The organism is Micromonospora sp. NPDC051141, assembly GCF_044455765.1.
GTDB lineage: Bacteria > Actinomycetota > Actinomycetes > Mycobacteriales > Micromonosporaceae > Micromonospora.
Genome location: NZ_JBITFD010000007.1, coordinates 297,818 through 321,409, shown reverse-complemented (window position 1 = coordinate 321,409; position 23,592 = coordinate 297,818). Strand labels below are relative to the sequence as shown.

The 23,592-nt window shown below is 72.8% G+C and carries 20 protein-coding genes and 1 tRNA gene; 10 read left to right on the top strand and 11 right to left on the bottom strand.

Annotated elements, in window-relative coordinates; all coding sequences use genetic code 11:
* The first annotated feature begins 240 nt into the window (after positions 1 to 240).
* Positions 241 to 714: a hypothetical protein gene (locus tag ACIA6B_RS16645; RefSeq protein ID WP_396774135.1), complete on the top strand. Its 474-nt coding sequence runs from the start codon at positions 241 to 243 to the stop codon at positions 712 to 714.
* Positions 715 to 761: 47 nt separating this feature from the next.
* Here the strand turns inward: ACIA6B_RS16645 and ACIA6B_RS16640 are convergent, their stop codons facing one another.
* From ACIA6B_RS16640 to ACIA6B_RS16615, 6 genes are all read right to left on the bottom strand, one after another.
* Complete coding sequence (locus ACIA6B_RS16640) at positions 762 to 2,684, bottom strand: hypothetical protein (RefSeq protein WP_396774133.1); 1,923 nt, start codon at positions 2,682 to 2,684, stop codon at positions 762 to 764.
* A gap of 130 nt (positions 2,685 to 2,814) precedes the next feature.
* Positions 2,815 to 3,918, bottom strand: a complete 1,104-nt coding sequence (locus tag ACIA6B_RS16635; protein ID WP_396774160.1) for a calcium:proton antiporter — start codon at positions 3,916 to 3,918, stop codon at positions 2,815 to 2,817.
* Positions 3,919 to 4,096: 178 nt separating this feature from the next.
* Positions 4,097 to 6,502, bottom strand: coding sequence for an FxSxx-COOH system tetratricopeptide repeat protein (fxsT, locus tag ACIA6B_RS16630; RefSeq protein WP_396774131.1), 2,406 nt, complete (start codon positions 6,500 to 6,502; stop codon positions 4,097 to 4,099).
* 161 nt (positions 6,503 to 6,663) lie between these two features.
* Entirely contained in the window at positions 6,664 to 7,086 is a 423-nt protein-coding gene (locus ACIA6B_RS16625) for a hypothetical protein (protein WP_396774129.1), read from the bottom strand.
* Positions 7,087 to 7,282: 196 nt separating this feature from the next.
* Positions 7,283 to 7,359: transfer RNA gene (locus ACIA6B_RS16620), tRNA-Pro, on the bottom strand.
* 135 nt (positions 7,360 to 7,494) lie between these two features.
* A complete protein-coding gene (locus ACIA6B_RS16615; RefSeq protein WP_396774127.1) occupies positions 7,495 to 8,388 on the bottom strand; it encodes a metallophosphoesterase in 894 nt (297 codons plus the stop codon).
* A 25-nt stretch (positions 8,389 to 8,413) separates the two neighbouring features.
* Here ACIA6B_RS16615 and ACIA6B_RS16610 point away from each other — a divergent pair, with 25 nt between their 5' ends.
* Positions 8,414 to 8,869: a GatB/YqeY domain-containing protein gene (locus tag ACIA6B_RS16610; RefSeq protein ID WP_281934275.1), complete on the top strand. Its 456-nt coding sequence runs from the start codon at positions 8,414 to 8,416 to the stop codon at positions 8,867 to 8,869.
* Between the two features lie 67 nt (positions 8,870 to 8,936).
* On the opposite strand, the gene ACIA6B_RS16605 is transcribed toward ACIA6B_RS16610, so the two are convergent.
* Entirely contained in the window at positions 8,937 to 11,378 is a 2,442-nt protein-coding gene (locus tag ACIA6B_RS16605) for a transglycosylase domain-containing protein (RefSeq protein ID WP_396774125.1), read from the bottom strand.
* Between the two features lie 401 nt (positions 11,379 to 11,779).
* Between ACIA6B_RS16605 and ACIA6B_RS16600 the strand changes: the two genes are divergently transcribed.
* The gene (locus ACIA6B_RS16600; RefSeq protein WP_107159621.1) at positions 11,780 to 12,103 is read left to right on the top strand and encodes a WhiB family transcriptional regulator; all 324 of its coding nucleotides are present in this window, start codon (positions 11,780 to 11,782) and stop codon (positions 12,101 to 12,103) included.
* Between the two features lie 19 nt (positions 12,104 to 12,122).
* On the opposite strand, the gene ACIA6B_RS16595 is transcribed toward ACIA6B_RS16600, so the two are convergent.
* The 3 genes from ACIA6B_RS16595 to ACIA6B_RS16585 are packed head-to-tail and all read right to left on the bottom strand — an operon-like array spanning position 12,123 to position 14,939.
* The gene (locus ACIA6B_RS16595) at positions 12,123 to 13,274 is read right to left on the bottom strand and encodes an ArsA family ATPase (RefSeq protein WP_396774123.1); all 1,152 of its coding nucleotides are present in this window, start codon (positions 13,272 to 13,274) and stop codon (positions 12,123 to 12,125) included.
* Positions 13,275 to 13,329: 55 nt separating this feature from the next.
* A complete protein-coding gene (locus ACIA6B_RS16590; protein ID WP_396774122.1) occupies positions 13,330 to 14,304 on the bottom strand; it encodes an ArsA-related P-loop ATPase in 975 nt (324 codons plus the stop codon).
* A gap of 26 nt (positions 14,305 to 14,330) precedes the next feature.
* The gene (locus ACIA6B_RS16585) at positions 14,331 to 14,939 is read right to left on the bottom strand and encodes a hypothetical protein (protein ID WP_396774121.1); all 609 of its coding nucleotides are present in this window, start codon (positions 14,937 to 14,939) and stop codon (positions 14,331 to 14,333) included.
* Between the two features lie 335 nt (positions 14,940 to 15,274).
* Here ACIA6B_RS16585 and ACIA6B_RS16580 point away from each other — a divergent pair, with 335 nt between their 5' ends.
* The 7 genes from ACIA6B_RS16580 to ACIA6B_RS16550 all read left to right on the top strand — a co-directional run bounded on the left by ACIA6B_RS16580 (position 15,275) and on the right by ACIA6B_RS16550 (position 22,982).
* Positions 15,275 to 15,721, top strand: a complete 447-nt coding sequence (locus tag ACIA6B_RS16580; RefSeq protein WP_396774158.1) for a hypothetical protein — start codon at positions 15,275 to 15,277, stop codon at positions 15,719 to 15,721.
* 62 nt (positions 15,722 to 15,783) lie between these two features.
* Positions 15,784 to 15,939 carry a DUF4177 domain-containing protein gene (locus ACIA6B_RS16575; protein ID WP_013289021.1) on the top strand — a complete coding sequence of 52 codons (156 nt, stop codon included), beginning with the start codon at positions 15,784 to 15,786 and terminating at the stop codon, positions 15,937 to 15,939.
* 3 nt (positions 15,940 to 15,942) lie between these two features.
* Positions 15,943 to 16,404, top strand: coding sequence for a RidA family protein (locus ACIA6B_RS16570; RefSeq protein WP_396774120.1), 462 nt, complete (start codon positions 15,943 to 15,945; stop codon positions 16,402 to 16,404).
* Positions 16,405 to 16,522: 118 nt separating this feature from the next.
* Positions 16,523 to 17,317 carry an MBL fold metallo-hydrolase gene (locus tag ACIA6B_RS16565; protein WP_396774118.1) on the top strand — a complete coding sequence of 265 codons (795 nt, stop codon included), beginning with the start codon at positions 16,523 to 16,525 and terminating at the stop codon, positions 17,315 to 17,317.
* Positions 17,314 to 20,889, top strand: coding sequence for an adenylate/guanylate cyclase domain-containing protein (locus ACIA6B_RS16560; RefSeq protein ID WP_396774116.1), 3,576 nt, complete (start codon positions 17,314 to 17,316; stop codon positions 20,887 to 20,889). Before ACIA6B_RS16565 ends, ACIA6B_RS16560 begins: the two co-directional genes overlap by 4 nt.
* Before the next feature lie 101 nt (positions 20,890 to 20,990).
* Positions 20,991 to 21,461, top strand: a complete 471-nt coding sequence (locus ACIA6B_RS16555; RefSeq protein WP_396774114.1) for a hypothetical protein — start codon at positions 20,991 to 20,993, stop codon at positions 21,459 to 21,461.
* Between the two features lie 30 nt (positions 21,462 to 21,491).
* Complete coding sequence (locus ACIA6B_RS16550; protein WP_396774113.1) at positions 21,492 to 22,982, top strand: serine/threonine-protein kinase; 1,491 nt, start codon at positions 21,492 to 21,494, stop codon at positions 22,980 to 22,982.
* A gap of 73 nt (positions 22,983 to 23,055) precedes the next feature.
* Here the strand turns inward: ACIA6B_RS16550 and ACIA6B_RS16545 are convergent, their stop codons facing one another.
* Positions 23,056 to 23,520 (bottom strand): hypothetical protein, encoded by a 465-nt coding sequence (locus ACIA6B_RS16545; RefSeq protein ID WP_396774111.1) that lies wholly within the window; start codon positions 23,518 to 23,520, stop codon positions 23,056 to 23,058.
* Between the last annotated feature and the right edge of the window lie 72 nt (positions 23,521 to 23,592).

Below are 23,592 nucleotides of genomic sequence, written 5' to 3'. Positions count from 1 at the left end.
CCCCCCCCCCCCCCCCCCCCCCCCCCCCCCCCCCCCCCCCCCCCCCCCCCCCCCCCCCCCCCCCCCCCCCCCCCCCCCCCCCCCCCCCCCCCCCCACCGCCGTCCCCCACCCCCACCCCCACCCACGGCGCGTTGATCAAGGAGTTTGCGTCGAGATAGCGCCGCGCGGCGACGCAAACTCCTTGATCAACGAGTGGGGAGGGGAGGGGTGGGGAGAGGGGGGTCTGTCATGCTGGGGCGGTGAGTGCGACGTGGCGTCATCTGCCCGCCTCGGCCCGCGAGATCGCCGTGAGCGCCACGGACGCGGTCGACGCGGCCCGGGAGCGGGACGCGGAGGCGTACCGGCCGGCGGTGGAGCGGCTCGCCGCCGCCGACCGGGCCGGGCTGGTGCTCGGCGGCGCGGTGCGGCTGCTGCTGGAGGAGGGGCATCCGGACGGGCTGGACGGCGACGACGTACGCCAGGTGCTGGAGCGTTGCGTCCGGTCGGCCGCGACGTGGTGGCCCGAGGTCGACCCGCACGTGCTGCTGGTGCTGCTGGCCGGCGCGCTCGGCGTCTACGACCCGGGCGACGACGACAGCCCGCCCGACCCGGCGACGGTCGCCCGGCACGCCCCGCTGCTCGTCGCCGACCTGCTGGCGGTCACCGGACGCCCGTTCGCCGACTACCTGAGCGCGGCGTTCGCCGAGGTGGCCCGCACCGAGCTGCACGACTGACGGGGCGGGGCGGACGATCCCCGTCCACCCCGCCCCGCTCCCACCAATCAGGCGGTGCCGGCGACCTCGAACGAGTACCAGTTGGCGTACTCGCTGAACGTGCCGTCGGCCTTGACCGCGAAGACCGTCAGGGTGATCCACCCGCTGGTCTGCGGCGTCCACGTCACGGTCGCCCGACCGTCACCGTCGGCGGTCACGTCGGTGAACTCGCCGTCGTCGCCGAACGCGTACCGGTAGGTCGCCACGTCCGTCCACCCGGGCGGCGGCGAGAAGGTGAAGGTGCCCGGCACCCCGACCCCGCCCACCGGGCTTCCGTCGGCCGGCTGTCCGTAGACGTCCGACCGCACGCCCGGCCACGGGTCGAAGTAGGCCCACCAGGAACGCTCCTCCGAGACGAACCCGTTGGCGCTGCGGCTGCGCACAGTGACCCGGTAGCCGTTCGGATGGGTGGCCCGGAAGCTGAAGTAGGCGACGCCGTCCTCGTCGGCCCGTCGAGTCTCCGGCGGGTCGTTGTTCAGAGTGATCTCGTACTCTTCCACCCCGGTGAGGCCAGCCGCCGGGGTGAGCCTCAGCAGCACGTCCTTGTTCCACTCCGGCGGTCCGTCCGGCGTCTCCACCTGCGGTGCCGACGACGGCACGTACACCTGGTAGACCACCGGCGTGGAGACGTTGCCGGCGAGGTCGATCGAGCGCACGGTGAGCCGCTGCGGGCCGGCGCTGTTCGGACTGAGGGTCACCGTCGCCGTGCCGCCTGGTGAGTCGGCCCGCACCGTACCGGGATAGCTCAGCGGGTCGGGGCAGACCAGTTGGCCGAGGTCACCGCTCCACTCGCAGACGTTGACCCCGAGGTCCCCCCAGCCGTACTGGAAGCCCGCCACGTCCTTCTTGCCGTTGCCGGAGAACGTGAAGACACCCGGCTCGCCGGCCGGCACCCACTGGCCGGTCTCCGCGGAGGGGTAGTTCGACGACGTCACCGTCGGTGCCGTCGGCGCGGTGGCGTCATAGCTGAAGTAGCACTTCTTCGACCAGGCGGACGTGTCCGCGCCGTCGCCGACACGTGCCTGCCAGACGTACGAGGTGCCGTCGGCCAGCGCGTCGGCAGGCAGTTGGACCGTGTTCGCCCGGCCCGAGATGCCGTGCTCGCCGCTCAGCTCCCGCCGCTGCTCCGGGTGACCCACCGGCCAGAACGCCACGTCGGTACGCAGGTTGCGCTGGTCCCACTCGTCGGCGTCGGAGCCGACCGCCTGGAGCACGTGGGCGAAGGAGCCGATCTTCGGGTACGGCCGCAACTGGGTGCAGGCGAAGCCGCCGTTGTAGAGGCGCGTGTTGTCGACCGTGGGCAACGAGTTGTACTGCACGCTGAGCTGGACCTGCTTGTACCAGTTCAGCTCACGCGCGTACGCCGGGTCCGACTCGTACTGCTCCGGGACCCGAAGCAGGAAGGTGATCCGCCGCTGCTTCTGCGCCACCGCCTCCTGGACGGCGGCGCCCACGTCGAAGGAGATGCTGGCCCGGGGGCAGTACTCCGGCGTCAGGATCTCGTCGAGCTTGCCGATCGGCTCCGGCTGCCGGTTCCAGGTGGGGGTGGAGCCCACCTGCTTCGTACGCCAGATCTCGATCGCCCGCTTCGTGCAGTCCGCGGCGGTCTGCTCCTGGATGAAGACCGTTCCGCCGTAGATCTTCCGACCGCCCTCGAACTGGGACAGGTCGAAGGTGGCGTAGATCCGCGAGGTGTGCGACGTTCCGGCGTCGTCGACCCGGGTGCCGAGCGGCATGTTGACGCCCTCGGCCCAGTTGTACGCCTTCGCGGGGGTGGCCGAGTCGACCCAGCCGCCCTGCACCTGGGGTGGGGTGGTGTAGTGCGGCGCCGCCACGGCGGCGCCGTCGGTGGTGACGACCGTCAGCCCGGTGACCCCCAGGGTCAACCCGAGCAGGCCGATGAGGCCACGATGTGGCCTGGCACTGAACACAGTGGATGTCCTCCCGTTGCCGTCCGGGCGCCCGCCCGGACAGTTGCGGGCATCAAACCGTTCCCATTCAGGGCAGGCAACGGCCTTTCGGCCGATCACCGGACGCGGGGGAGACGGAATTCCGACGCGGTCACGGGCTCGCGGCCAGGAAGACGAACGCGGCGAGCAGCACCAGGTGCACCCCGCCCTGGAGCACGGTGGCCCGCCCCGGCACCACGGTGAGCACGGCGGTCACTGCGGTCAGCGCCAGCAGCGTCATCTGGGTCCCGCCCAGCCCCAGCAGCAGCGGGCCGTCCAGCCAGATCGAGGCGATCGCGATGGCCGGGATGGTCAGGCCGATGCTGGCCATCGCCGAGCCGAGCGCCAGGTTCAGGCTGATCTGCACGCGGTCCCGGCGGGCCGCCCGCGCGGCGGCCAGCGTCTCCGGCGCCAGCACCAGCAGCGCGATGACCACGCCGACGAACGCCTGCGGCAGGTTGGCCGCCTGGACTGCGGACTCGATCGCCGGGGAGATGGTCTTCGCGTCACCGACCACCGCGACCAGCGCCACCACCAGCAGCGCCAGGCTGGCCAGCGCGGTACGTGTGGACGGCGGCTCGGCGTGCCCGTCGCCGTCGGTGTCCTCCGCCAGGATGCTGCCCTCCTGGGTGACCGGAAGGAAGTAGTCGCGGTGCCGACCGGTCTGCACCATCACGAACAGCAGGTAGAGCGCGAGCGAGGCGACCGCCGCGAAGGCGAGCTGACCGGGGGAGAACTCCGGACCGGGCCGGCTGGTGGTGAACGTGGGCACCACCAGGCTGAGCGTGGCGAGCGTCGCCACGGTGGCCAGCGCCCCGCCGGTGCCCTCCGGGTTGAACACCGCCACCTGCCGGCGTAGCGCGCCGAGCAAGAGCGACAGGCCGAGGATGCCGTTACAAGTGATCATCACGGCGGCGAAGACGGTGTCCCGGGCGAGCGCCTGTGTCTTGTCCCCACCGCTGATCATCAGCGTGACGATCAGGCCGACCTCGATCACGGTGACCGCGACCGCCAGCACCAGCGAGCCGTACGGCTCGCCCACCTTGTGCGCCACCACCTCGGCGTGGTGGACGGCGGCCAGCACCGCGGCGGCGAGCAGGGCGGCCACCACGAAGATCAGCACGCCGGGCAGCTCCCGCCCCCAGGTGAAGACGAGCAGGAGCACGGCGAGCACGGGTACGACGGTGGTCCAATCGGTCAGGCGGGATCGGATCATCGCTGGCATGCGTCTACCTTGCCAGGTGAATCGGCCAGCCGCCCGTAGCCGGGAGATCGTCCCGGTCTGGTGTGACGGGTCTGACCGCGGTACGCCGCTCGTCGGTCGTCCTCAGCCTGTGCCGTCCCGGCCGGCTGGCCGCCGACGGATCCCGGCCGGCGTGATGCGTCGTCCACGGTCAGGGCGTGGGCGGTCTTGGCCGCGTCGTGGGAGTCTCGTGGTCCCCCTGGCCGCCGCCGTTGACGCTGGTGCTGTCGTCCCTGTTCCCGCTGGTCCGCATGTCGTCGATGGCCCGCTGACGGTTGGCCGCAATCGTTCGGGTGAGCCGATGCTCGTCGCCGAGAAATCGCAGGCCGTCGGCCAGCGCCTGGTCGTACAGGGCGATGGCTTCGGTGGTCAGCCCCGCTGATTCGTAGCTTCCGGCCAGGTTGTTGGCCGACGCCAGAGTGTTCGGGTGGTCGTCGCCGAGGACGCGCCGGCAGTCGGCCAGCACCTGTGCGAGCAGGGTGATCGCCTCGGTGATTCGCCCCACCGTTCGGTAGGCGCCGGCCAGGTTGTTGGCCGACGCCAGGCTGTGCGGGTGGTCGTCGCCGAGGACGCGCCGGCAGTCGGCCAGCACCTGCTCGAACAGGGTGATCGCCTCGGTGATTCGCCCCGCTGTCTTGTAGGCGCCGGCCAGGTTGTTGATGGAGGTCAGGGTGTGCGGGTGGTCGTCGCCGAGGATCCGCCGGCAGTCGGCGAGCACCTGCTCGTACAGCGTCGTGGCTTCGGTGGTCAGCCCCGCTGACTCGTAGGCGCAGGCCAGGTTGTTGACCGAGTTCAGGGTGTGCGGGTGGTCGTCGCCGAGGGTTCGTCGACGGTCCGCGAGCACCTGCTGGTACAGGTCGATCGCCTCGGCGGTCCGCCCCACCGAGTCGTAGGTGTACGCCAGATTGTTGATCGAGGACAGGGTGCGCGGGTGGTCGTCGCCGAGGATCCGCCGACGATCTGTCAGCACCTGCTCATACAGGGTGATGGCTTCGGCGGCCCGCCCCGCCGACTCGTAGGCGCCAGCCAGGTTGTGGATCGAGGACAGGGTGTCCGGGTGGTCGTCGCCGAGGGTTCGTCGATGATCCGCCAGCACGTGCTCATAGAGGGTGATCGCCTTGGTGACCCACCCGGCCGACTCGTAGGCTCCGGCCAGGTTGCTGGCCGAGGTCAGGGTGTTCGGATGGTCGTCGCCGAGGACCCGTCGACAGTCGGCCAGCACCTGTTCGAACAAGCGGATCGCTTCGGTGACCCGCCCCACTGCCGTGTAGACGCTGGCCAGGTTGTGGACCGAGGACAGGGTGTCCGGATGGTCGTCGCCGAGGATCCGCCGACGGTCGGCCAGCACCCGTTCGAATTGGCTGATGGCCGCGGCATGTTGTCCCTGTCCCTGCCGAAAGGTCGCGGCGCGATCGGCTAGGTACAACTGCTCGGGCGTGCGGGCTTCGGCTGGAACGGCGCCGGTCAAAACGTCGATGTGGGGGAGCAGCGCGGTCCATCGGGGCCAGCCTGCCGGGTTGGCCAACGGGTCGCCCGGGACGGCCGCAACCAGCAGCCCGGTGGCATCGTCCACCGGGCTGTCGAGGTCCTCGGCGGGTTGGTTCAGCCGGGTGACCGCCTGGACCAGGCGGTGCACCCCGACCGTCGCGTCCGTCCGGCTGATCATGTTGTACGAGACGAGTAGGGCCACCGCGTCGCGGGCATCGTCGGGATCGTCGGCCAGCGGATACAGCACGTCCACCGGCAGCCCGTCGGGAGCCAGCCAGGCCAGCACGTCCAACACCCGCGCGGCCAGCGGCATCTGCTCGGCGACTGTCTGCATGGTGATCTGCCACACCCCGGCGATGGTCCGCTGCGACCGACCGTCACCCCCGGCGTGGGTGGCCATGCGGGAGAAACGGTGAATGAGTCGTTGCCGGTAACCGTCGAAGTCGACATCGGGCTGGCGGCTGATGAAGGCGGCGGCCTGCTCCAACGCCAACGGCAGATCACCCATCTCCTCGGCAAGCCCGGCTGCCCCGTCCGGATCGTCCAGGCCGGTCAATTGGTGCAACAGATCCACACTGTCCGCCCGGTCGAGCACCCCGAGCCGTAATGGCGTCAAACCTGAACGACGCCACCACGCGGTGCCCACGTCCCGGCGGGTCGTCACCAGGATGTCCCCCCGCCCACGAATCAGACCCAACAGCCCGAGGATGTGATCCAGGTTCTCGACATTGTCCAACACCAGCAGCCACCCCGAGTGGGCCTGCAACCAGCCCACCGCCCACTCGTGGGCGTCAGCCAGCGTCGCCGCCGGATGCAACCGCAGGGTCAGTTCACCCAGCCCGACCTCGATCGCGTCCGGGCTGTCCGCGATCACCCACCACACCAGGCGGTACCGTTCCAACCGGTGACGGGCGTAGTGCAGTACCAACTCCGACTTGCCGACTCCGCCCAGACCGTGCACAGCCGCCTGTCCGACCGCCACCCCCGACGCGGCACTCCCCAGCAACGCGTCGAGCTGCGTCAGATCCCGGCCCACGAACACCTGCGACCCGTCCGGCAGATTGTGCACCGTGCCACCGTCGTCCGGACCTTCAGCGACCCGTTGCGGCGGCGGCAATCGCGACCCGTCCACGCCCACGTTCGTCTGCGAGTTGTGCGAGCCGATCTGCACTCCCGACGACCGATCCACCCGCACCCGCGGCGGCGGCCCCGCACCGTCCGGTTCTGTCGTCACCGCCCGCCGTCCGGCGACAGCCCGAAGTGGTTGGTCTGCGTGTTGTGTGACCCCACCTGTACCCCCTGGGAACCGATCACCGTGACCGCCCCGGGCACCCCGGCGTCGGCAAGCACCCGCGCCACATCCGTCGCGAGTCCGGTGTCCTCGGACAGGGCCTTCATCACCAGCGCCCGCAGCAGCTCCCGGCCGGTCTCGTCGTCGGGCTGCTCACCGACCTCCGTCACCGCCTGACCGATCTGGGCCGATCGACCCGACCCCAACAATCGCCGCAACAACCGTCGACCCACGCCCAGACCCGCGTCGGCGGTCGCGTCGGCGGACTGATCCACCACCCGCTGGACCACCGCCCCGCCGTACGCCCCGGCCACCGCGGTCACGTACGGCATGACGACGCCCGCCAACTCAGGAACCCCCATCAACCTGCTCCTTCAAGCATCCGTGAATCGGCACCACCACACACGATCACCACTGGTGGGCAGCGGCGCGACCATTAGACGTAAAGCTGACTCACCACCGCGTCGTCGAATCGTGGACGGGCCGCTCAGCGTCGTGCGATGTGCGACAAAAACGGATCAGGGCCCTCCGTGGAGGACCCTGATCCGTTGTTACCTCTGGTCGGGGTGGCCGGATTCGAACCGACGACCTCTTCGTCCCGAACGAAGCGCGCTACCAAGCTGCGCCACACCCCGAGGCGTGCCGACAAATAGTAGCCCACCCGTCTCCGGGGTCCAACTCGGTACCCCCCACCCCACACGACGCCTGGATCTTGGTCCGGATCCGCCCCGCCGAGGGCCGATCCGTACCAAGATCGCCAGAGGTGGGCGTCAGCGGGGGATCAGGGTCAGGATGCTCGCCTCGGGTGGGCAGGCGAAGCGGACCGGGGCGGTCGGGTGGGTGCCCAGGCCGGCGGAGACGTGCAGCCAGGAGTCCGAGCCGGGCCAGCGGTGCAGCCCGCGCGCCATCGACCGGGGCAGCCCGCAGTTGGTCACCAGCGCGCCGTACCCGGGCACGCAGACCTGCCCGCCGTGGGTGTGCCCGGCGAGCAGCAGCCCGAAGCCGTCGGCGGCCATCCGGTCCAGCACGGCCGGCTCCGGTGAGTGGGCCAGCGCGATCGACAGCGCGACCTCGGCGCCGACCGGCCCGGTCACCGCGTCGTAGTCGTCCCGCTCGATGTGTGGATCGTCCACGCCGACGACCTCGATCGCCCGCCCACCTGCCTTGAGCGTGGTGCGGGCGTTGTTCAGGTCCGCCCAGCCGGCGCCGGTGAGGATGCCGCGCAGTTCCTCGTACGGCAGTGAGACGCCCTCGGTGTACTCCCGGTCCGGCAGGAAGTAGGTGAACGGGTTCTTCAGCACCGGGCCGGTGTAGTCGTTGGAGCCGAACACGAACGCGCCGGGCAGGTCGAGCAGCGGCTGGAGCGCGCGCAGCACACCGGGCACCGCCTCCGGGTCGGCCATGTTGTCGCCGGTGACCACCACCAGGTCCGGGTCGAGCGCCGCCAGCGAGGCCACCCAGTCCTGCTTGCGCCGCTGGGTGGGCATCATGTGCAGGTCCGACAGGTGGAGCACGCGCAGTGGTTCGGCGTCGGTCGGGAGCACCGGCACGTCGTACCGGCGGAGGGTGAACAGGTTGCGCTCGACGAGCGACGCGTAGGCCAGCGTGGCCGCGCCGGCGGCGGCGGTTCCGGCCGCGAGCCGGAATAGTGTGCGCTTTCGCATGCTGTTCAGGGTAGTTTCACCGACCATGAGCACGCTGAAGGACCGTCTCACCACCGACATGCGCGCCGCGTTGAAGGCGCGCGACGAGCTGACCACCTCCACGCTGCGGATGGCTCTCGCGGCCGTTGGCAACGCCGAGGTCGCCGGCCGCGAGAAGCGCGAGCTCAGCGATGACGAGGTGCTCGCGGTGCTGACCAAGGAGGCGAAGAAGCGGCGCGAGGCGGCTGCCGCGTTCGCCGACGCCGGGCGCGCCGAGCAGGCCGGCAAGGAGACCGCCGAGGGCGAGGTGCTGGAGCGCTACCTGCCGAAGCAGCTCCCCGACGACGAGCTGGCCGAGCTGGTCGCGGGGGCGCTCGCCGCGGGCGGCTTCACCGGCAAGGCGCAGATGGGCCCGGCCATGAAGGCGGCCCAGGCGGCGGTGGCCGGCCGGGCCGAGGGGGGCCGGGTCGCCGCCGAGGTACGCCGCCAGCTCGGCCTGTAGACGCGCCGACCGCAACGGAACGGGCGGGCCCCCGCTGGGGTGCCCGCCCGTCGTCGTCGTTCGCCGGTCAGCCGCGGCCAGGGCGTCCCGGTCGGCCGTTGCCGTTGCCCGGCGGGGTGGCCGGCCCACCCGGCCCGGCGGAGTTGCCCGGCTTCGGCGCGCCCTGGCCGGAGCTGACCTCGATCAGCACCACGCCGCCCTTGATGGTGCGCCCGTCCGGGCTGGTGCCGGCCGCGGTGCCCGCCGGGCACTCCGACGGCACCTTGTTGCTGGACACCACCGGCTCGAAGCCGGCGCCCTTGATCCGCGACTTGGCGGTGTCGACGGACTCGCACTTGACGCCCGGGATCGAGCGCTGGTCACCCATCACGATCTTGCCGTCCGGCGGGGTGAAGTTCTTCCGTTCCTTGCCCTTCATGGCGTCCCGCAGCGTCTCGTAGACCGCCGGGTTGATGCCGTTGGGCACGTCGTGGCCCATCTGCTGGTTGGTCTGCGCCCAGTCCGGGTCGGCCATGATGCCGGCCACCGCGTACTGCTTGGTCATGGCGACCAGGGCCGACGTCTTCTCCGAGTCGGTGGTGCCGGACTTGCCGGCCACCGGCGCCTTGACGATGCCGCGGACGTTGCCGGCGGTGGCGGTGCCGCACTTCGAGGTGGCGGAGCGGTCACCGACCGGGCAGCGGGCGGCGTCCACGGCGGCGCGGGCCACCTCGGTGCTGATCCGCTGCTCGCAGCGCGGGTTGGCGATGTCGAGCTTGTCGCCGTCCGGGCCGCGGATCTCCTGCACCGGGATCGGCTCGCAGTACTTGCCGTCGGCGGCCAGCGTGGCGTACGCGTTGGCCAGCTCCAGCGGGGTGGTCTGCGAGACGCCGAGGCTGAACGCGCCCCACTGGTGCGGGTTGGCCGCGAGTTTGGCGTCCTCCGACGAGCGGAAACTGATGCCGAGCTTCTGCGCCGCCTTGACCACGTTCTCCGCGCCGACCCGCTGCTGGAGGTCGATGAAGAACGTGTTCACCGAGAAGCCGAAGCCGCTCCACATGTTGTGCATGCCGGCCATCGACTCGTTGGCGTTCTGCGGGCAGTACTTGTTGGTGCCGGGGCAGGCGGCCGGGGAGTTGAACTCGACCGGGTAGTCGGACTTGAAGACCTTCTGCGCGTTGATGCTGTAGCTGAGCGGGTAGCCCTTCTCCAGCGCGGCCACCAGCGTGAAGATCTTGAAGGTCGAGCCGGCCTGGTAGCCGGAGATGCCGGGACCGCCGGTGACCAGCGGGTTCACGGTGTTCGGGTAGTTGCCCCGGATCTTCTTCTTGGCCTTGCGCGGGTCACTGGAGAGCTTGTTCTGCGGGTTCTTCGGGTCGTCGATCTTGAACTTCCGGTTCACCGCCACCGCCCGGACCCGGCCGGTGCCCGGCTCGACCACGGCCACCATCCGGGCCGCCTTGCTGCTCTCGCTCAGGTGGTTACGGACCGCCTTGTCGGCGGCCTTCTGCGCCTGCACGTCCATGCTGGTGACGATGGTGTAGCCGCCGCTCTTGAGCCGCCGCTCCCGGTCGTACGAGGTGCCGCCGAACGTCTCCTGCTGGAGCCACCAGCGGTAGAAGTAGTCGCAGAAGAAGCCCCAGGAGTTGGTGTTGGTCTGCACGCAGCCGTTCGGCGTGCGCTTGTCCCGCACCTGGAGCTTGATCTTCTTGGCGGCGTCCGCCTCGGGCTGCGTGATCGCGCCGGTCTGCACCATGTTCTGGATGACGTAGTCGCGCCGACCGACCGCCTCCGGGTAGCCGGCCTTGGTGGTCGGGTCGAACGCGGTCGGCGCCTTCACCATGCCGGCGAGCATCGCCGACTCCTGGATGTCGAGCTTGCTCGGCGGCTTGCCGAAGTAGACCTGGCTGGCGGCGTAGACGCCGTACGCGCCGTTGCCGAACGCGGCGATGTTCAGGTACCGCTCCAGGATCTCGTCCTTGGAGAGCTCCTTGTCGACCTGGAGCGCCAGGCTCATCTCGCGCAGCTTGCGGGTGCTGGTGTCCTCGGTCGCGGCGACCACGTCGGCCGGGTGGGTGGCCGAGTAGGAGATGGCCAGCCGGACGTACTGCATGGTGAGCGTGGACGCGCCCTGCCGGGACGAGCCGGTGGACTGGTTGTTGACGAACGCCCGGGCGACGCCGTTGAGGTCCACGCCGTTGTGCTTGTAGAAGTCGTGGTCCTCGGCCGCGATGATGGCCTTCACCATGTACGGCGAGATGTCCTTGAGCTTGACGTCCTTGCGGTTCTCGTCGTACATGGTGGCGAGCGGCGTCTTGCCGTCGGAGGCGAGCAGATAGGTGATCTGCGGGGCCCGGGCCACCGTCAACTCCTTGGGCAGCGCGCCGAACGTCTCCGAACCGGCCTTGGCGGCAAGCCCGGTCATCGCCACCGCGGGGAAGGCCGCCGCGGCGACCACCACGCCGGCCAGCAGGCCGCAGATCAGCAGCGATGCGGCGTTGGTGAAGACATTGTGGTCACGTTTCCGCATCCAGGTCACCTCGACAGGGTACGCGAGCAGGGATCGGCCGGCGCACGGGGAACTTTCCCCATTTCCATCCCGCGCCGGCCTCGTTGTGCTAAACGCACGAACCCTGGCACAGGGTTGCGTGAGATCCGCAGAAGTCTCCGCCGATCGGGGGATCGGCGCGGCGTTTTTCCGTACCGGAGCCGGGTAGACGGCCGGCGAAGGCCCGGCACGCCGGGAGTGTCCGGAAATTAGGGATTTCGCCGACAACGTTGCGTAATCGGGTGACTACACAGCATGATGGTGACGGCGATCGCAGCCACACGTCGTCCGTGCCGCCCTGGGGAGGCCGGCCGGACGACCGGGGGGAAGTTCGCGGCTGCTCGCGCGACGTCGGTAAGTACTGCAAGGGGGGACGTGTACAGATGGGCATGATCACTGACTGGCCGTCACTGGCGGCGTGTCAGAACGGGGACCCGGACGCGTTGTTCGTACAGGGCGCCGAACAGAACGTGGCGAAGAGGATCTGCCGGAGCTGCCCAGTTCGGTACGAGTGCCTGGCCGACGCGCTCGACAACCGGATCGAGTTCGGCGTGTGGGGCGGCATGACCGAACGCGAGCGCCGCGCGCTGCTCCGCCGTCACCCGCAGGTGACGAGCTGGCGCAAGATGTTCGAGGCGGCCATGAGGAAGAACGCCAAGGAGAAGGCCGGCAAGGACAAGATCCTGGTCACCACCGCCACCTCCTGACGGGGCCGGCCGGCGCGTTTCACCGCCGGCTGATCGCCTCGCCGATCGTCCGCAGCCCGTCGACGTCGTGCACGTCGGCGGGCTGCGCCGGCACCGACACCGCCGGCACCGCCGGGAACGCCTCGGTGAACCGGGCCGCCACCCGCTCCTCGCGGACCGCCTGCTGGGCCAGCGCGGCGTGCGCTCGCAACACCTCGACGGTGCCCTCGTGCCCGCCGACGCCGGCCAGTCGCTCCGCGGCGGCCAGGCTCCGCTCCGCGGACAGCCCCGGCGCGGCGGGCTGGTGCACCCGGTTGAGCACCAGCCCGGCCAGCGGCATCCGCTCGTCCCGCAACCGGCCCGCGAAGTAGGCGGCCTCCCGGACCGCGTCCGACTCCGGTGCCGCGACCAGCAGGAACGCGGTCTCGTCGGCCTGGAGGATGCGGTACGTCTGCTCGGCCCGCTGCCGGAACCCGCCGAACATCGAGTCGAGCGCGGCGACGAAACCGGACAGGTCGGTGAGCAGTTGCGCGCCGAGCACCTTCTGCACCACCTTGGAGAACATCCCGAAGCTCGCCGTCACCAGGCTGAACATGCTTCGCCCACCGCTGCGCGCCGGGGCCAGCAGCAGCCGCAGCATCCGGCCGTCGAGGAACCGGGACAACCGGGCCGGCGCGTCGAGGAAGTCGAGCGCGGAGCGCGACGGCGGCGTGTCCACCACGATCAGATCCCACTCGCCGCGGGCGTGGAGCTGGCCCAACTTCTCCATCGCCATGTATTCCTGCGTGCCGGCGAAGGTGGAACTCATCGCCTGGTAGAAGGGGTTGGCGAAGATCTCCGCCGCCTTCGCCGGGTCGGTGTGCTGGAGCACCACGTCGTCGAACGTGCGCTTCATGTCGAGCATCATGGCGTGCAGCTCGCCGCCGCTGGTCTCGACGTCGAGGCCCTTGACCTGTCGGGGAGTGTTGTCCAGCTCGGTCAGGCCGAGCGACTGGGCCAGCCGGCGGGCCGGGTCGATGGTGAGCACCACCGTCCGCCGGCCGTGCCGCTCGGCCGCCCGCAGCGCAAGCGCCGCGGCGGTGGTCGTCTTGCCCACGCCGCCCGCCCCGCAGCAGACCACGATCCGCACGCCGGGGTCGGCGAGGATCTGGTCGACGTCCAGCGGAGGCGCCGCGTCTTCGGAAGGCACCAATCGAGCGTATCGGTCCCGAGGGGCTCTCTGCTCCGCAGCCGGCCTCAGGTGTGAGTCAATCCGCCCGGACGAGCGTCTCGGCCAGCGTCTCCAGCCCGGCCCGGTCGACCCCGTCGGGCAGCAGCGGCAGCTCGATCAGGGGCAGCCCCAACTCCACCAGGTCACCGCGGAGCGAGTCCTCCAGCTCGCGGCGTACCCGCTGGTCGCGGGCCTCCTCGGCGAGGCCGGCCACGGTCCGGGCGTCGGTCGGCAGGCCGGCGGCGGCCAACCCCCGCTTCAGCTCGGCCGAGGTCACCGCGCGACCGGCCGGCACCGGCGGACGGACGCCGTTGACGATCACCCGGCCGACCGGGAAGCCGAACTGGGTCAGGTCGGCCACCGCGTCGAGCGTCTCCTGGACCGGCATCTCCTCCAGCAGCGTGACCACGTGCACCGCGGTCATCGGGGAGCGGAGCAGCGCGGAGACACCCTCGCTCTGGGTCTTGATCGGGCCCACCTTGGCCAGCCGGGCGGTCTCCGCGGTGACGTTGAGGAAACGGCCGATCCGCCCGGTCGGCGGCGCGTCCAGCACCACCGCGTCGTACGCCCGGCGGGATCCCGAGGTGCGGGTGGTGGCCTCCTTCACCTTGCCGGTGAGCAGCACGTCACGCAGCCCGGGGGCGATCGTGGTGGCGAAGTCGATCGCCCCGAGCTTGCGCAGCGCCCGGCCGGCGGCGCCGAGCTTGTAGAACATGTCCAGGTATTCGAGGAGAGCCTCCTCGGCGTCGACCGCCAGCGCCCGCACCTCACCGCCGCCGGGCGCGTCGGTGAGGTGCCGCTCCTCGTACGGCAGCGGGTCGGTGCCGAAGAGTTGGGCGATGCCCTGCCGGCCCTCGACCTCGACCAGCAGCGTGCGCCGGCCCCCGGCGGCCAGCCCGAGGGCCAGCGCGGCGGCCACGCTGGTCTTCCCGGTGCCACCCTTGCCGGTCACCACGTGCAGGCGGCCCGGCCATCTGCCGGCGGACTCGGCCGGCTGCTCACTCGCTGCCATCCGTCGAGCCTAACCAGCCGCCGGGATCAGCCGACCTCGCAGACCCACCAACCCGTCTTCCGCACCACGGTGAAGCGCAGGTCCTGATCGGCGACCTTCTCGTCGGCGGTGGTCATGGTGACCTTGGTGGAGACCGTGGCGCGGTCCCCGGTCTGGTTGTCGACCGTCGGGTTGGTCCAGCGGAAGCGGGGGTTCTGGTACTGCCCGGCGTACTTCTGCACCTCGGCGACCTTGGCGGCGATCTTCTCGTCGTCGCGGGCCGCGGAGCAGACGAACGTGGCCGCCTTGTCGGCGTCCCGCTCCTGGTAGACGGCCTTGAGGAAGCCGTCCACCGCCACCTGCGGCTCCGTCGCGCCCTGGCCGTCCGCGCCGTCACGGAGGGCGAGGAACGCGGCGGTGCCACCGCCGCCGCACAGCAGGACCGCCGCGGCCAGTACGAGCGAGACGATCAGCAGGGTCGGGCGTTTGCGCGGCGGCGCGGCGGGCGGGTACGGCGGGTGGCCGAGCCCCGGCGGCGGGCCGGCGCCGGGTGGCGGCTGACCGGGCCCGGTCGGCGGGAGGGCCCCGGCGGACACGGGCTGCGGGATCGGTTCGCCGGGCGTGCCGGGCGTGCCACCGGCGGGCGGTTGGGTCATCGGTCTCCCCCGGGTTGCGGCGCGCCCGTCGCCGCCCCAGGCGACGGGCACGGGGTCGAGGTGGATGGGTGCGCGACCGCGCGCGCCCAGTCCGGAAGGGTAGCGGTCGGCGGGCCACTTGCCAGCCCCGCGTCATGGCGTGCCGGACGCGAGAGCGCCGTCGCGTTCCGGACCACCCTTGTGTCACATATGTGACTCGACGTGATCATTCATGCGCGTCCCGTTGTCGCGATGGCCGGCCACGTCCTACGTTCGTCGCGACACGGCGGCCGGACCGGGGGATTCCGAGCCGCGCGGTGGTGCCCATGAGCAGGTACGACGTCCGGAGGCAGCGGATGCGCGACGCGGAGAACATTCCCCGAGCCCAGTTTCCCCCCGGTGACCGGGCCGCCCGGCCCGGGGACGCCGACGGCCCCGGCGCGGGCACACCGTTCAACGAGCGCTCGTACCGGCCTCCGGTCGAGGTGGTCCGCACGCTGCTCCGGCCGGCCGGTCGCCGGCGGGACGAGGACGAGCCGGGCTACGTCATCCACCTGCCGGTGCGGGTGCCCGACCTGGCCGCCGCGACCGCGCTCGCCGGCATCGTGGCCACCTCGCTCGGCTTCCTGGCCGAGCTGGACGCCGGCGAGACCACCGTCTCCACCGCCGACGACCAGAACAACCGGCACCGCGTCTTCTGCGACCTGCTGCTGCCCGACCGCAGTCGCTGCCCGCAGCGCTACGAGCACGAGGGCCCCTGCGGCGAGTCGCCCGCCCCGGAGCAGCGTCCCGCGTCTGGCTGAGGCGGTCGGACCGTAGGCTGTGCCTGACCGAAGTCCAAGTCAGGCAAGGGAGCCTTCCTCCGATGCAGAAGTGGGAATACGCCACGGTCCCGCTGCTGGTCCACGCGACCAAGCAGATCCTCGACAACTGGGGCGAGGACGGCTGGGAGCTGGTCTCCGTGGTGCCCGGACCGAACCCGGAGCAGCTCGTCGCGTACCTGAAGCGCCCGAAGGGCTGACGAATGAGCAACGGACCCCACGCGAAACTCGCCGAACTCGGTCTGACGCTGCCCGAGGTGGTGCCGCCGGTGGCCAGCTACGTGCCGGCCGTCCAGTCCGGGCAGCACGTCTACGTCTCCGGTCAGCTCCCGATGGCCGACGGCAAGCTGCTCGCCACCGGCAAGGTCGGCAACGGTGTCTCCGCCGAGCAGGCCAAGGACCTGGCGGAGCGGTGCGCGTTGAATGCGCTCGCCGCGATCGACGCGCTGGTCGGGCTGGAGAACGTCGTCAAGATCGTGAAGCTGTCCGGCTTCGTGGCCAGCGCGCCCGGCTTCACCGGCCAGCCCGGCGTCATCAACGGCGCCTCCGACCTGTTCGGCGCCGTCTTCGGCGAGGCCGGCCGGCACGCCCGGAGCGCGGTCGGCGTGGCGGAACTCCCCCTCGACGCCCCGGTCGAGGTCGAGGTCATCGTCGAGGTCGCGTAACGCCCCGTCCCCGCGATCTTGCAGGTTCCGCCCCGGCAGAAGCCTCGAACGAGGACAAACCCCGGGCCGGAAGTGCAAGATCGCGGGGGATGGCGGGTGGGGTCGTACGATCGCTGCCATGGGTGGGCGTGTGACGGGGGCCGCAGGGGCGCTGGCGGACGAGTTGCCGGGATGGGTTTCGCTGCTGCGTGCGCCCAACCCGGGGCCGATGACGCTCGACGGGACGAACACCTGGGTGCTGCGGGCCGAGCCGGACGCGCCGGCCGTGGTGGTCGACCCGGGCCCGGCCGACGAGGGGCACCTGGCCGCGATCGCGGCGCACGGGCCGGTCGGCTGGGTGCTGATCACGCACGGGCACCCGGATCACACCGAGGGCGCGCCCCGACTGCGTGAGCTGCTCGGCGGCGTGCCGGTGCTGGCCGCCGACCCGGCGCACACCGCCGGGGGCGAGCCACTGACCGCCGCGACCACGCCCGACGCCGGCCTCGGCCTCCGGCTGCTGCCCACCCCCGGGCACACCGCCGACTCGGTCTGCCTGCTGGTCGAGCACGCCGGGGAGCGGGTGGTGCTGACCGGCGACACCATCCTCGGCCGGGGCACCACCGTGGTCGCCCACCCGGACGGGCACCTCGGGGACTACCTCGCCAGCCTGGAACTGCTCTCGACGTACCGGGGGATCCCGGCGCTGCCGGGCCACGGCCCGGCGCTCGCCGACTGCGGCGCGGCGGCCGAGTTCTACCTGGCCCACCGGCGGGCCCGGCTCGACCAGGTGCGCGCCGCGGTGGCCGCGGGCGCCCGCACCGCGCCCGAGGTGGTCGCCGTGGTCTACGCCGACGTCGACCGGTCGCTGTGGTGGGCCGCCGAGTGGTCGGTCCGCGCCCAGCTCGAACACCTCGGGGTGGAGCAGCCGTGACCTGCCCGGTGTGCGGGACCGTCGCCGTGCCCGGCGCGCGGTTCTGCCACAACTGCGGGGCGGCGCTGCCGGCCGCCGCCACGCTGCCGGCCGCCGAGCGCCGGGTGGTCACCGTGCTCTTCGGTGACCTCTCCGAATTCACCTCCTGGTCGGAGGACCTGGACCCGGAGCGGGTCGGCGCGGTCACCGACCGGGTGCTCGCCGCGCTGGCCGGCGCGGTCAAGACGTTCGGCGGGCACGTCGACAAGCTCACCGGCGACGGGATCATGGCGGTCTTCGGCGCGCCGGTCGCGCACGAGGACGACGCCGAGCGGGCGGTCCGTGCGGCGCTGTCCATGCAGCGGGCCGTCCGCCGGGTGCTCGACGACGAGCGGGGCGGTGGCGCGCCGCTCGGCCTGCGGGTCGGGCTCAACACCGGGGACGTCATCGCCGGCATCCAGGCCGCCATCGAGTACACCGTCATCGGCGACACGGTGAACACCGCCGCGCGCCTCGCCGACGCCGCCGCGGTCGGCGCGATCTACGCCGGCGCGCGGACCTCCACCGCCACCCGACACGTCGCCTCCTGGCGGGCGCTGCGCCCGCTGCGGCTCAAGGGCAAGCGCGAACCCGTGGAGGCGTACGAGCTGCTGGGCCTGCTGGACGCGCCGGGCACCCGGTCCGGCCTCGGCGACGAGGCGCCCTACGTGGGCCGGGAGACCGAGATCGGCCGGATGGCCGGCCGGCTCGCCGAGGTGATCGACCGGGGTGAGCCCCGGGTGCTGCTGATGACCGCCGAGGCGGGCATCGGCAAGTCCCGGTTCGCCGCCGAGGTGGAGCGCCTCGCCGCCGGCTACGACGTCGGCGCCGGCCGGTACGCGGCGCACACCGGCGCCCGGGTGCTGTCGGTCCGCTGCGCCGCGTTCGGCGAACGACGCCGGCTGGCGCCGCTGGCCGACCTGGTCCGCGCCGCGGTCGGCCTGCCCGGCGACGCGGCGACCGCGGTGACCCGGCCGGCGGTCGAGGAACGCCTGCGCCGGCTCGGCCAGCGCCTCGCCCGGCTCCCCGGCGACCCGCCGCCGATCGCGGTGGACCAGCTCCTGGCCCTGCTCGGGTACGCCGAGCTGCCACCCGCCGCGGAGAGCGTCGAGTGGAACGCCGCCACCGGCCCGGCGGACGCCGAGGTGGTGCCGAACGCGGTCGCGGACCTGCTCAGCGCGCTGGCCGGCGAGGCCCCGCTGGTGATCGTGGTGGACGACCTGCACGACGCCACCGCCGAGACGGTCAAGGCGCTCGCGTTGACCCTCAACCGGCTCACCGGCCCGGTGCTGGTGCTGCTGCTCGGCCGTCCCGAGCTGGTGCGTACCGCGGGCGCGCTCACCCGGCTCGCGGACGCCGAGGTGCACGCGTTGCCGCCGCTGCGCGGCGCGGACGCGGCCCGGCTGCTGACCAGCTACCTGGCCGGGGGCCGGCTGCCCCAGGCCGACGCGGACCGGCTGCTCGCCACCGCCCAGGGCAACCCGTTCTACCTGGCCGAACTGGTCACGCTGCTGATGGAACGCGGCGCGTTGACCGCCGGCGTGGGGCGCGGCGCGGACGTGGCCTGGCGGCTGGCCCCCGGCTCGCTGGGCAGCCGGCTGCTCTCCCGGGACCTGGCCGCCGTGCTCGCGGCGCGCATCGACGCGTTGCCGCCGGACGCCCGCTCGGTGCTGCGCGACGCCGCGGTGGTCGGCGACACGGTGGCCGCCGGCGCGCTGGAGGCGCTGCGCGAGCAGCGGGTCGGGCGGGACGGGCGGCCCGCCGCGGTGGCCGCGGTCGAGCTGGACCGCGCCGTCGAGGAGCTGCTGCAACGTCGCATGCTGCACCGCACCCGCACCGGGTTCGCGTTCGCCACCCCGCTGATGCGGGAGGCCGCGTACACCGGGGTGAGCAAGGCGGAGCTGGCCGAGCGGCACGCCGCGCTGGCCCGCTGGGCCGCCCCGGAGAGCGTGACCGGGGCGGGCACCCCGGCGGGCGGGTTCACCGAGGCGGCCCGCGACGACTTCGTCGCCGAGCACGTCGAGCGGGCCACCGCGCTCGCCGACGCGGTCAAGCTCCGCCCGGACGCGCCGGCCCGCGCGGTCGCCGGCCTGGGCGTGGCCGCGCTGGGCCGGGCCGCCCGCCGGTCGCTGCGCGTCGGCGAGCCGGCGCTCGCCGTCGAGTACGCCGAACGCGCGGCCGAACTGGCCCGGGGCGCGGTGCCCCCGGCCGACCGGGTGGTGCACGCCCGCGCGTTGTTGCAGATCGGCCGCCCGACCGACGCGCTCGCCGCGGCCGAGAAGATCGCCGCGAACACCGGCGAGGCCGCCACCCGGGCCGCGGCGCTGCTGCTGGCCGGGCAGGCCCAGCAGACGCTCGGTGACGCCGAGCGCGCCGAACGCAGCTACTCCGAGGCGTTGCAGGTGGCCACCTCGGCCGACCTGCCCACGCTGCGGGCCTCGGCGATGCGCCGGCTCGGCATGGCCGACTTCATCGCCGGCCGGCTGGGGCAGGCGAGCAGCCGGCTGGCCGCCTCCTACCAGGTCAGCCTCGCCGCGAAGGATCCGCGCGGGCAGGCCTGGTCGTTGCAGAACCTGGCCTGGGTGACCACCACCCGGGGCGACTTCGCCGGCACCGACGCGGTGCTCGGCCGGGCCGCCCGGCTGTTCGCCGAGCTGAAGGACCCGTACGGGCGGGCCTGGCTGCGCGGCACCACCGCGTTCGCCCGGCTGCTCGCCGGCCGGCTGCGCGAGGCGTGCCGGCTGGCCCAGGTGTTCCTGCCGTTCGGGGAGCGGGTCGGCGAGGCGTGGGCGGTGGGCACACTGCGGGCGGTCGAGGCGTACGCCACCGCCGAGCTGGGCGACCTCGCCGAGGCGGACCGCGCGGCGCGGCGCGCGTACCGGGACTTCGCCGAGGTGGGCGACGACTGGGGGCAGGGCTTCGCGCTCGTGGTGCGCGGGGTGGTGGCGCGCGGGCTGGGCGAGCCGGAGCACGCCGCCGACCTGTTCTCCGACGCCTTGGAGTACGCCGACCGCACCACCCATCCGCTGCTCACCGGCATGGCCGGCACGCTGCGCGGCTTCGTCGCGCTGGACATGGGCGACTGCGAGACCGCCGAGCGGGAGGCGCGGTCGGTGCTGACCAGTGTGGAGCCGCACAACCCGCAGGCGCCGGCCCAGGTCGCGCCGCGGGTGCTGCTCGCGATGGCCCGGGTCGCGGCCGGTGACCCGGGGACCGCGGTGGGACTACTCGCCCCGGTGGCCATGGTGGCGGCGAACGCGCCCTCGCTGCTGATCTCCCGGCGACAGACGATGGCCCGGTATTCTGCCGCGCTGCTCGCCCACGGCCAGCGGGAGCAGGCGTTGGACTGGGCGCAGCGGGCGGTCGCCGCCCCCGCGGAGGACGTCCGCAGCCAGGTCGTCGCCGGGCTGGCGCTGGCCGAGGCGCTGGACGCCGCCGGCCGCCCTGCGGAGGCGCTGGCCAGCGCCGAGGACGCGGTCCGCCTGGCGTACGCCACCGAGCAGCTCAGCGAGCGGGTCGCCGCGGACGCGCTGCGGTCGCGCCTCGCCGGCTGAGCACCCCCTGTTCTGCCGGTTCCGGGGATGTGCTCGTCGGTGGGGCCGGTTAGCGTGGGGCGGCCGGCGAGCGCCGTCGGAGGAGTTCGTGGGGAGGGACGATGAGGCTGCCGCGCTCCGGCGCCGGCTGGACGATCGCGGTCTTCGGGCTTCTGGCGCTGCTGCTCGGCGCGTTGGGTCTGCTCTGGCCGGAGACGCAGCTGCGCCTGCTCGGCTTCGAGGTGCCGGCCGAGCGTGCCCCTGGTGACTACACCGGCACGTTCCTCACCGCGTCCTCGATGGCCTCGTTCAACATGGGGGTCTACTACCTGCTCGCGGTGGCCACCGAGTGGCGGCCGTTCTACCGGTTCACGGTCTGGTTCCGGCTGGTCACGTTCACCGTGTTCACCATCGCGGTGCTCTCCGACGTCGCGCCGGACCGGTTCTTCGGGGTGGCCGCCTGGGAGGGGCTGGGCGCGCTCGCGACCGCCGCCGGCCTGTGGTGGGACGCCCGTCGGGGAGCCGTCGATCCGGCGGTCCCGACCGGGTCGGACGACTCCGCGCCGGCGCCCGCCTCCGACGCGGCGCGCTGACCGACCGGGACCGTTGGGTATTTTCGAGCCGTGACCGAGACCCCGCCCGGCGCCATGCGGCTGCCCATCGTGCCCGGTCTGACCGACCTGTCAGTGTTTGCCCGTGGTGGTTACGCCACCGTCTATCGGGCCACCCAGATCTCGGTGGGGCGCGAGGTGGCCGTCAAGGTCGAGAACCGGACGCTGAACAACGAGCGCGACCAGGCCCGCTTCCTGCGCGAGGCCCGCGCCGCCGGGCGGATGTCGTCGCACCCGCACGTGGTCGACCTCTTCGACGTCGGGGTCACCGTCGACCAGCACCCCTACCTCATCATGGAGCTGTGCGACGGCTCGTACGCGGAACGGATGCGCACCTCGCCGCTCGACGCGTCGGAGACCCGCGACCTCGGCGTGAAGATCGCCGACGCGCTGGCCCACTCGCACGCGGCCGGCGTGCTGCACCGCGACGTCAAGCCGGCCAACATCCTGCACTCCGAGTTCAACTCGGCGGTGCTCGCCGACTTCGGGCTGGCGGTGCTGGCCGAGGTGCGCGACGCGTCGGTGACGCTGGAGGTGCTCACCCCGGCGTACGCGCCGCCGGAGATGTTCAACCACAGCCCGCCCAGCCCGGCCGTCGACGTGTACGCGCTCTGCGCCACGCTCTACGCGGTGATGCACGGCCGGCCGCCGCGCTGGCAGTCCGAGCGCAACCCGAGCCTGGTCACCGTGCTGGAGATGTTCCAGCACCCGATCCCCGGCCTGCCCGGGGTGCCCGACGAACTGATCGACGTGCTGCGCCTGGGCATGTCCAACGACCCGGGCGAGCGGCCGTCCGCCGTGGAGTTGCGCGGCCTGCTCGCCGCGCTCCCGCTCGACCCCGGCACCCCGGCGCCCCCGTTCACCGGCGGCCGGTACGACCGCACCGGCGGCCCGTACGACCGTAGCGGCGGGCCGAGCCCGCGGCAGCCGGTCCGGGACGACCACCCGACCGTGCCGGCGCGGAGCCGGCGCTGGCCGAGACGCTGGTTCCTCGGCGGAGCCGGGGTGCTGGCGTTGGCCGCCTCGGCCGCCGGCGGCGCCTGGCTGGCCGGCGGCACCCCGCCGGTGGTGTCGCCGACACCGGTGGCCAGCGGCGCGGCCGGGATGACGCCGCTGCCCGGCTGCGCGTCCGCCGACGTCCGCCTTCCGGCCGGTGCGCGCTGTGCGCCCGAGTTGGAGTGCTACGGCCCGGTGCGCCTGCGCCGCGAACGCGCCGAGGCGAGCCGGGTGCCGTGCGACGGCCAGCACACCTGGGAGACCTACGCCGCCGGTGACCTGCCGACCGGTCTGACCGGGGCCGGCCACGACGCGGTCGCCGCCGATCCGGCCGTCCGCAAGGTCTGCAACGCGGGCACGTTCCGGCTGGTCAGCGGCGTCAAGTCGGGGACCGGATGGAACCTGGAGGTGCTGCCACCGGCCGAGAGCGAAGCCGACCGCACCTACCGCTGCCTGGCCGGGCAGGGCGTGAACGCGCTGGCCCGCCCCACACTCACCGGTCGCTGAGCGCGTCCACCGCGCTCACCGGTCGCTGAGCCCGTCCACCGCGCTCACCGGTCGCGGAGCGCGATCGCCGCGCTCACCGGTCGCCGATCCCGTTCACCGTCCGCTGCTGTCGCACCGACCTCGGGTCGAGCGCCTCCAGCGTGTCGGCGTCGAGCGCGCCGGCCGCGCGCAGCCCGCGAACCGCCCTCGGGTCGAGCGCCTCCAACGTGTCCGCGTCGATCGGAGCGCCGCCCGGGGTGCGCAGGTTCCGCACCGCACGCGGGTCGATCGCCTCCAGCGTGTCGGCGTCCACGCCGTACCCCGGGTCGGGGGCCGGCCAGCCCTCGACCGACGGTGCGGCGACCCCGCCGCCGGGCGCGTGCCGGGCGGCAGTGATCGTCACGCCGGCGATCATGCCCAGCACGACGCAGACCAGGGCCAGCACCACCGACAGGATGCCGGGCGGTCGCCACACCGCCAGCGTCACCAGCGCCGCCACCGTCGCCGCGGACGCGGCGACGGCCTTCACCCGCGCATCGAACCTCGGGAACGAACTCACCCGACAAGCATGGCTTAGCGCGTCGACCTGTCAACCGTCGACCCGGGACGGCTTCCCGTCACTCCCGGCTCC

Bases quoted from the DNA above. Each gene is read 5' to 3' on its own strand.
- ACIA6B_RS16635 (WP_396774160.1), bottom strand. From the start codon at position 3,918: ATGATCCGATCCCGCCTGACCGATTGGACCACCGTCGTACCCGTGCTC.
- ACIA6B_RS16625 (WP_396774129.1), bottom strand. From the start codon at position 7,086: ATGGGGGTTCCTGAGTTGGCGGGCGTCGTCATGCCGTACGTGACCGCG.
- ACIA6B_RS16615 (WP_396774127.1), bottom strand. From the start codon at position 8,388: ATGCGAAAGCGCACACTATTCCGGCTCGCGGCCGGAACCGCCGCCGCC.
- ACIA6B_RS16610 (WP_281934275.1), top strand. From the start codon at position 8,414: ATGAGCACGCTGAAGGACCGTCTCACCACCGACATGCGCGCCGCGTTG.
- ACIA6B_RS16605 (WP_396774125.1), bottom strand. From the start codon at position 11,378: ATGCGGAAACGTGACCACAATGTCTTCACCAACGCCGCATCGCTGCTG.
- ACIA6B_RS16600 (WP_107159621.1), top strand. From the start codon at position 11,780: ATGGGCATGATCACTGACTGGCCGTCACTGGCGGCGTGTCAGAACGGG.
- ACIA6B_RS16590 (WP_396774122.1), bottom strand. From the start codon at position 14,304: ATGGCAGCGAGTGAGCAGCCGGCCGAGTCCGCCGGCAGATGGCCGGGC.
- ACIA6B_RS16585 (WP_396774121.1), bottom strand. From the start codon at position 14,939: ATGACCCAACCGCCCGCCGGTGGCACGCCCGGCACGCCCGGCGAACCG.
- ACIA6B_RS16580 (WP_396774158.1), top strand. From the start codon at position 15,275: ATGCGCGACGCGGAGAACATTCCCCGAGCCCAGTTTCCCCCCGGTGAC.
- ACIA6B_RS16575 (WP_013289021.1), top strand. From the start codon at position 15,784: ATGCAGAAGTGGGAATACGCCACGGTCCCGCTGCTGGTCCACGCGACC.
- ACIA6B_RS16570 (WP_396774120.1), top strand. From the start codon at position 15,943: ATGAGCAACGGACCCCACGCGAAACTCGCCGAACTCGGTCTGACGCTG.
- ACIA6B_RS16565 (WP_396774118.1), top strand. From the start codon at position 16,523: ATGGGTGGGCGTGTGACGGGGGCCGCAGGGGCGCTGGCGGACGAGTTG.
- ACIA6B_RS16555 (WP_396774114.1), top strand. From the start codon at position 20,991: ATGAGGCTGCCGCGCTCCGGCGCCGGCTGGACGATCGCGGTCTTCGGG.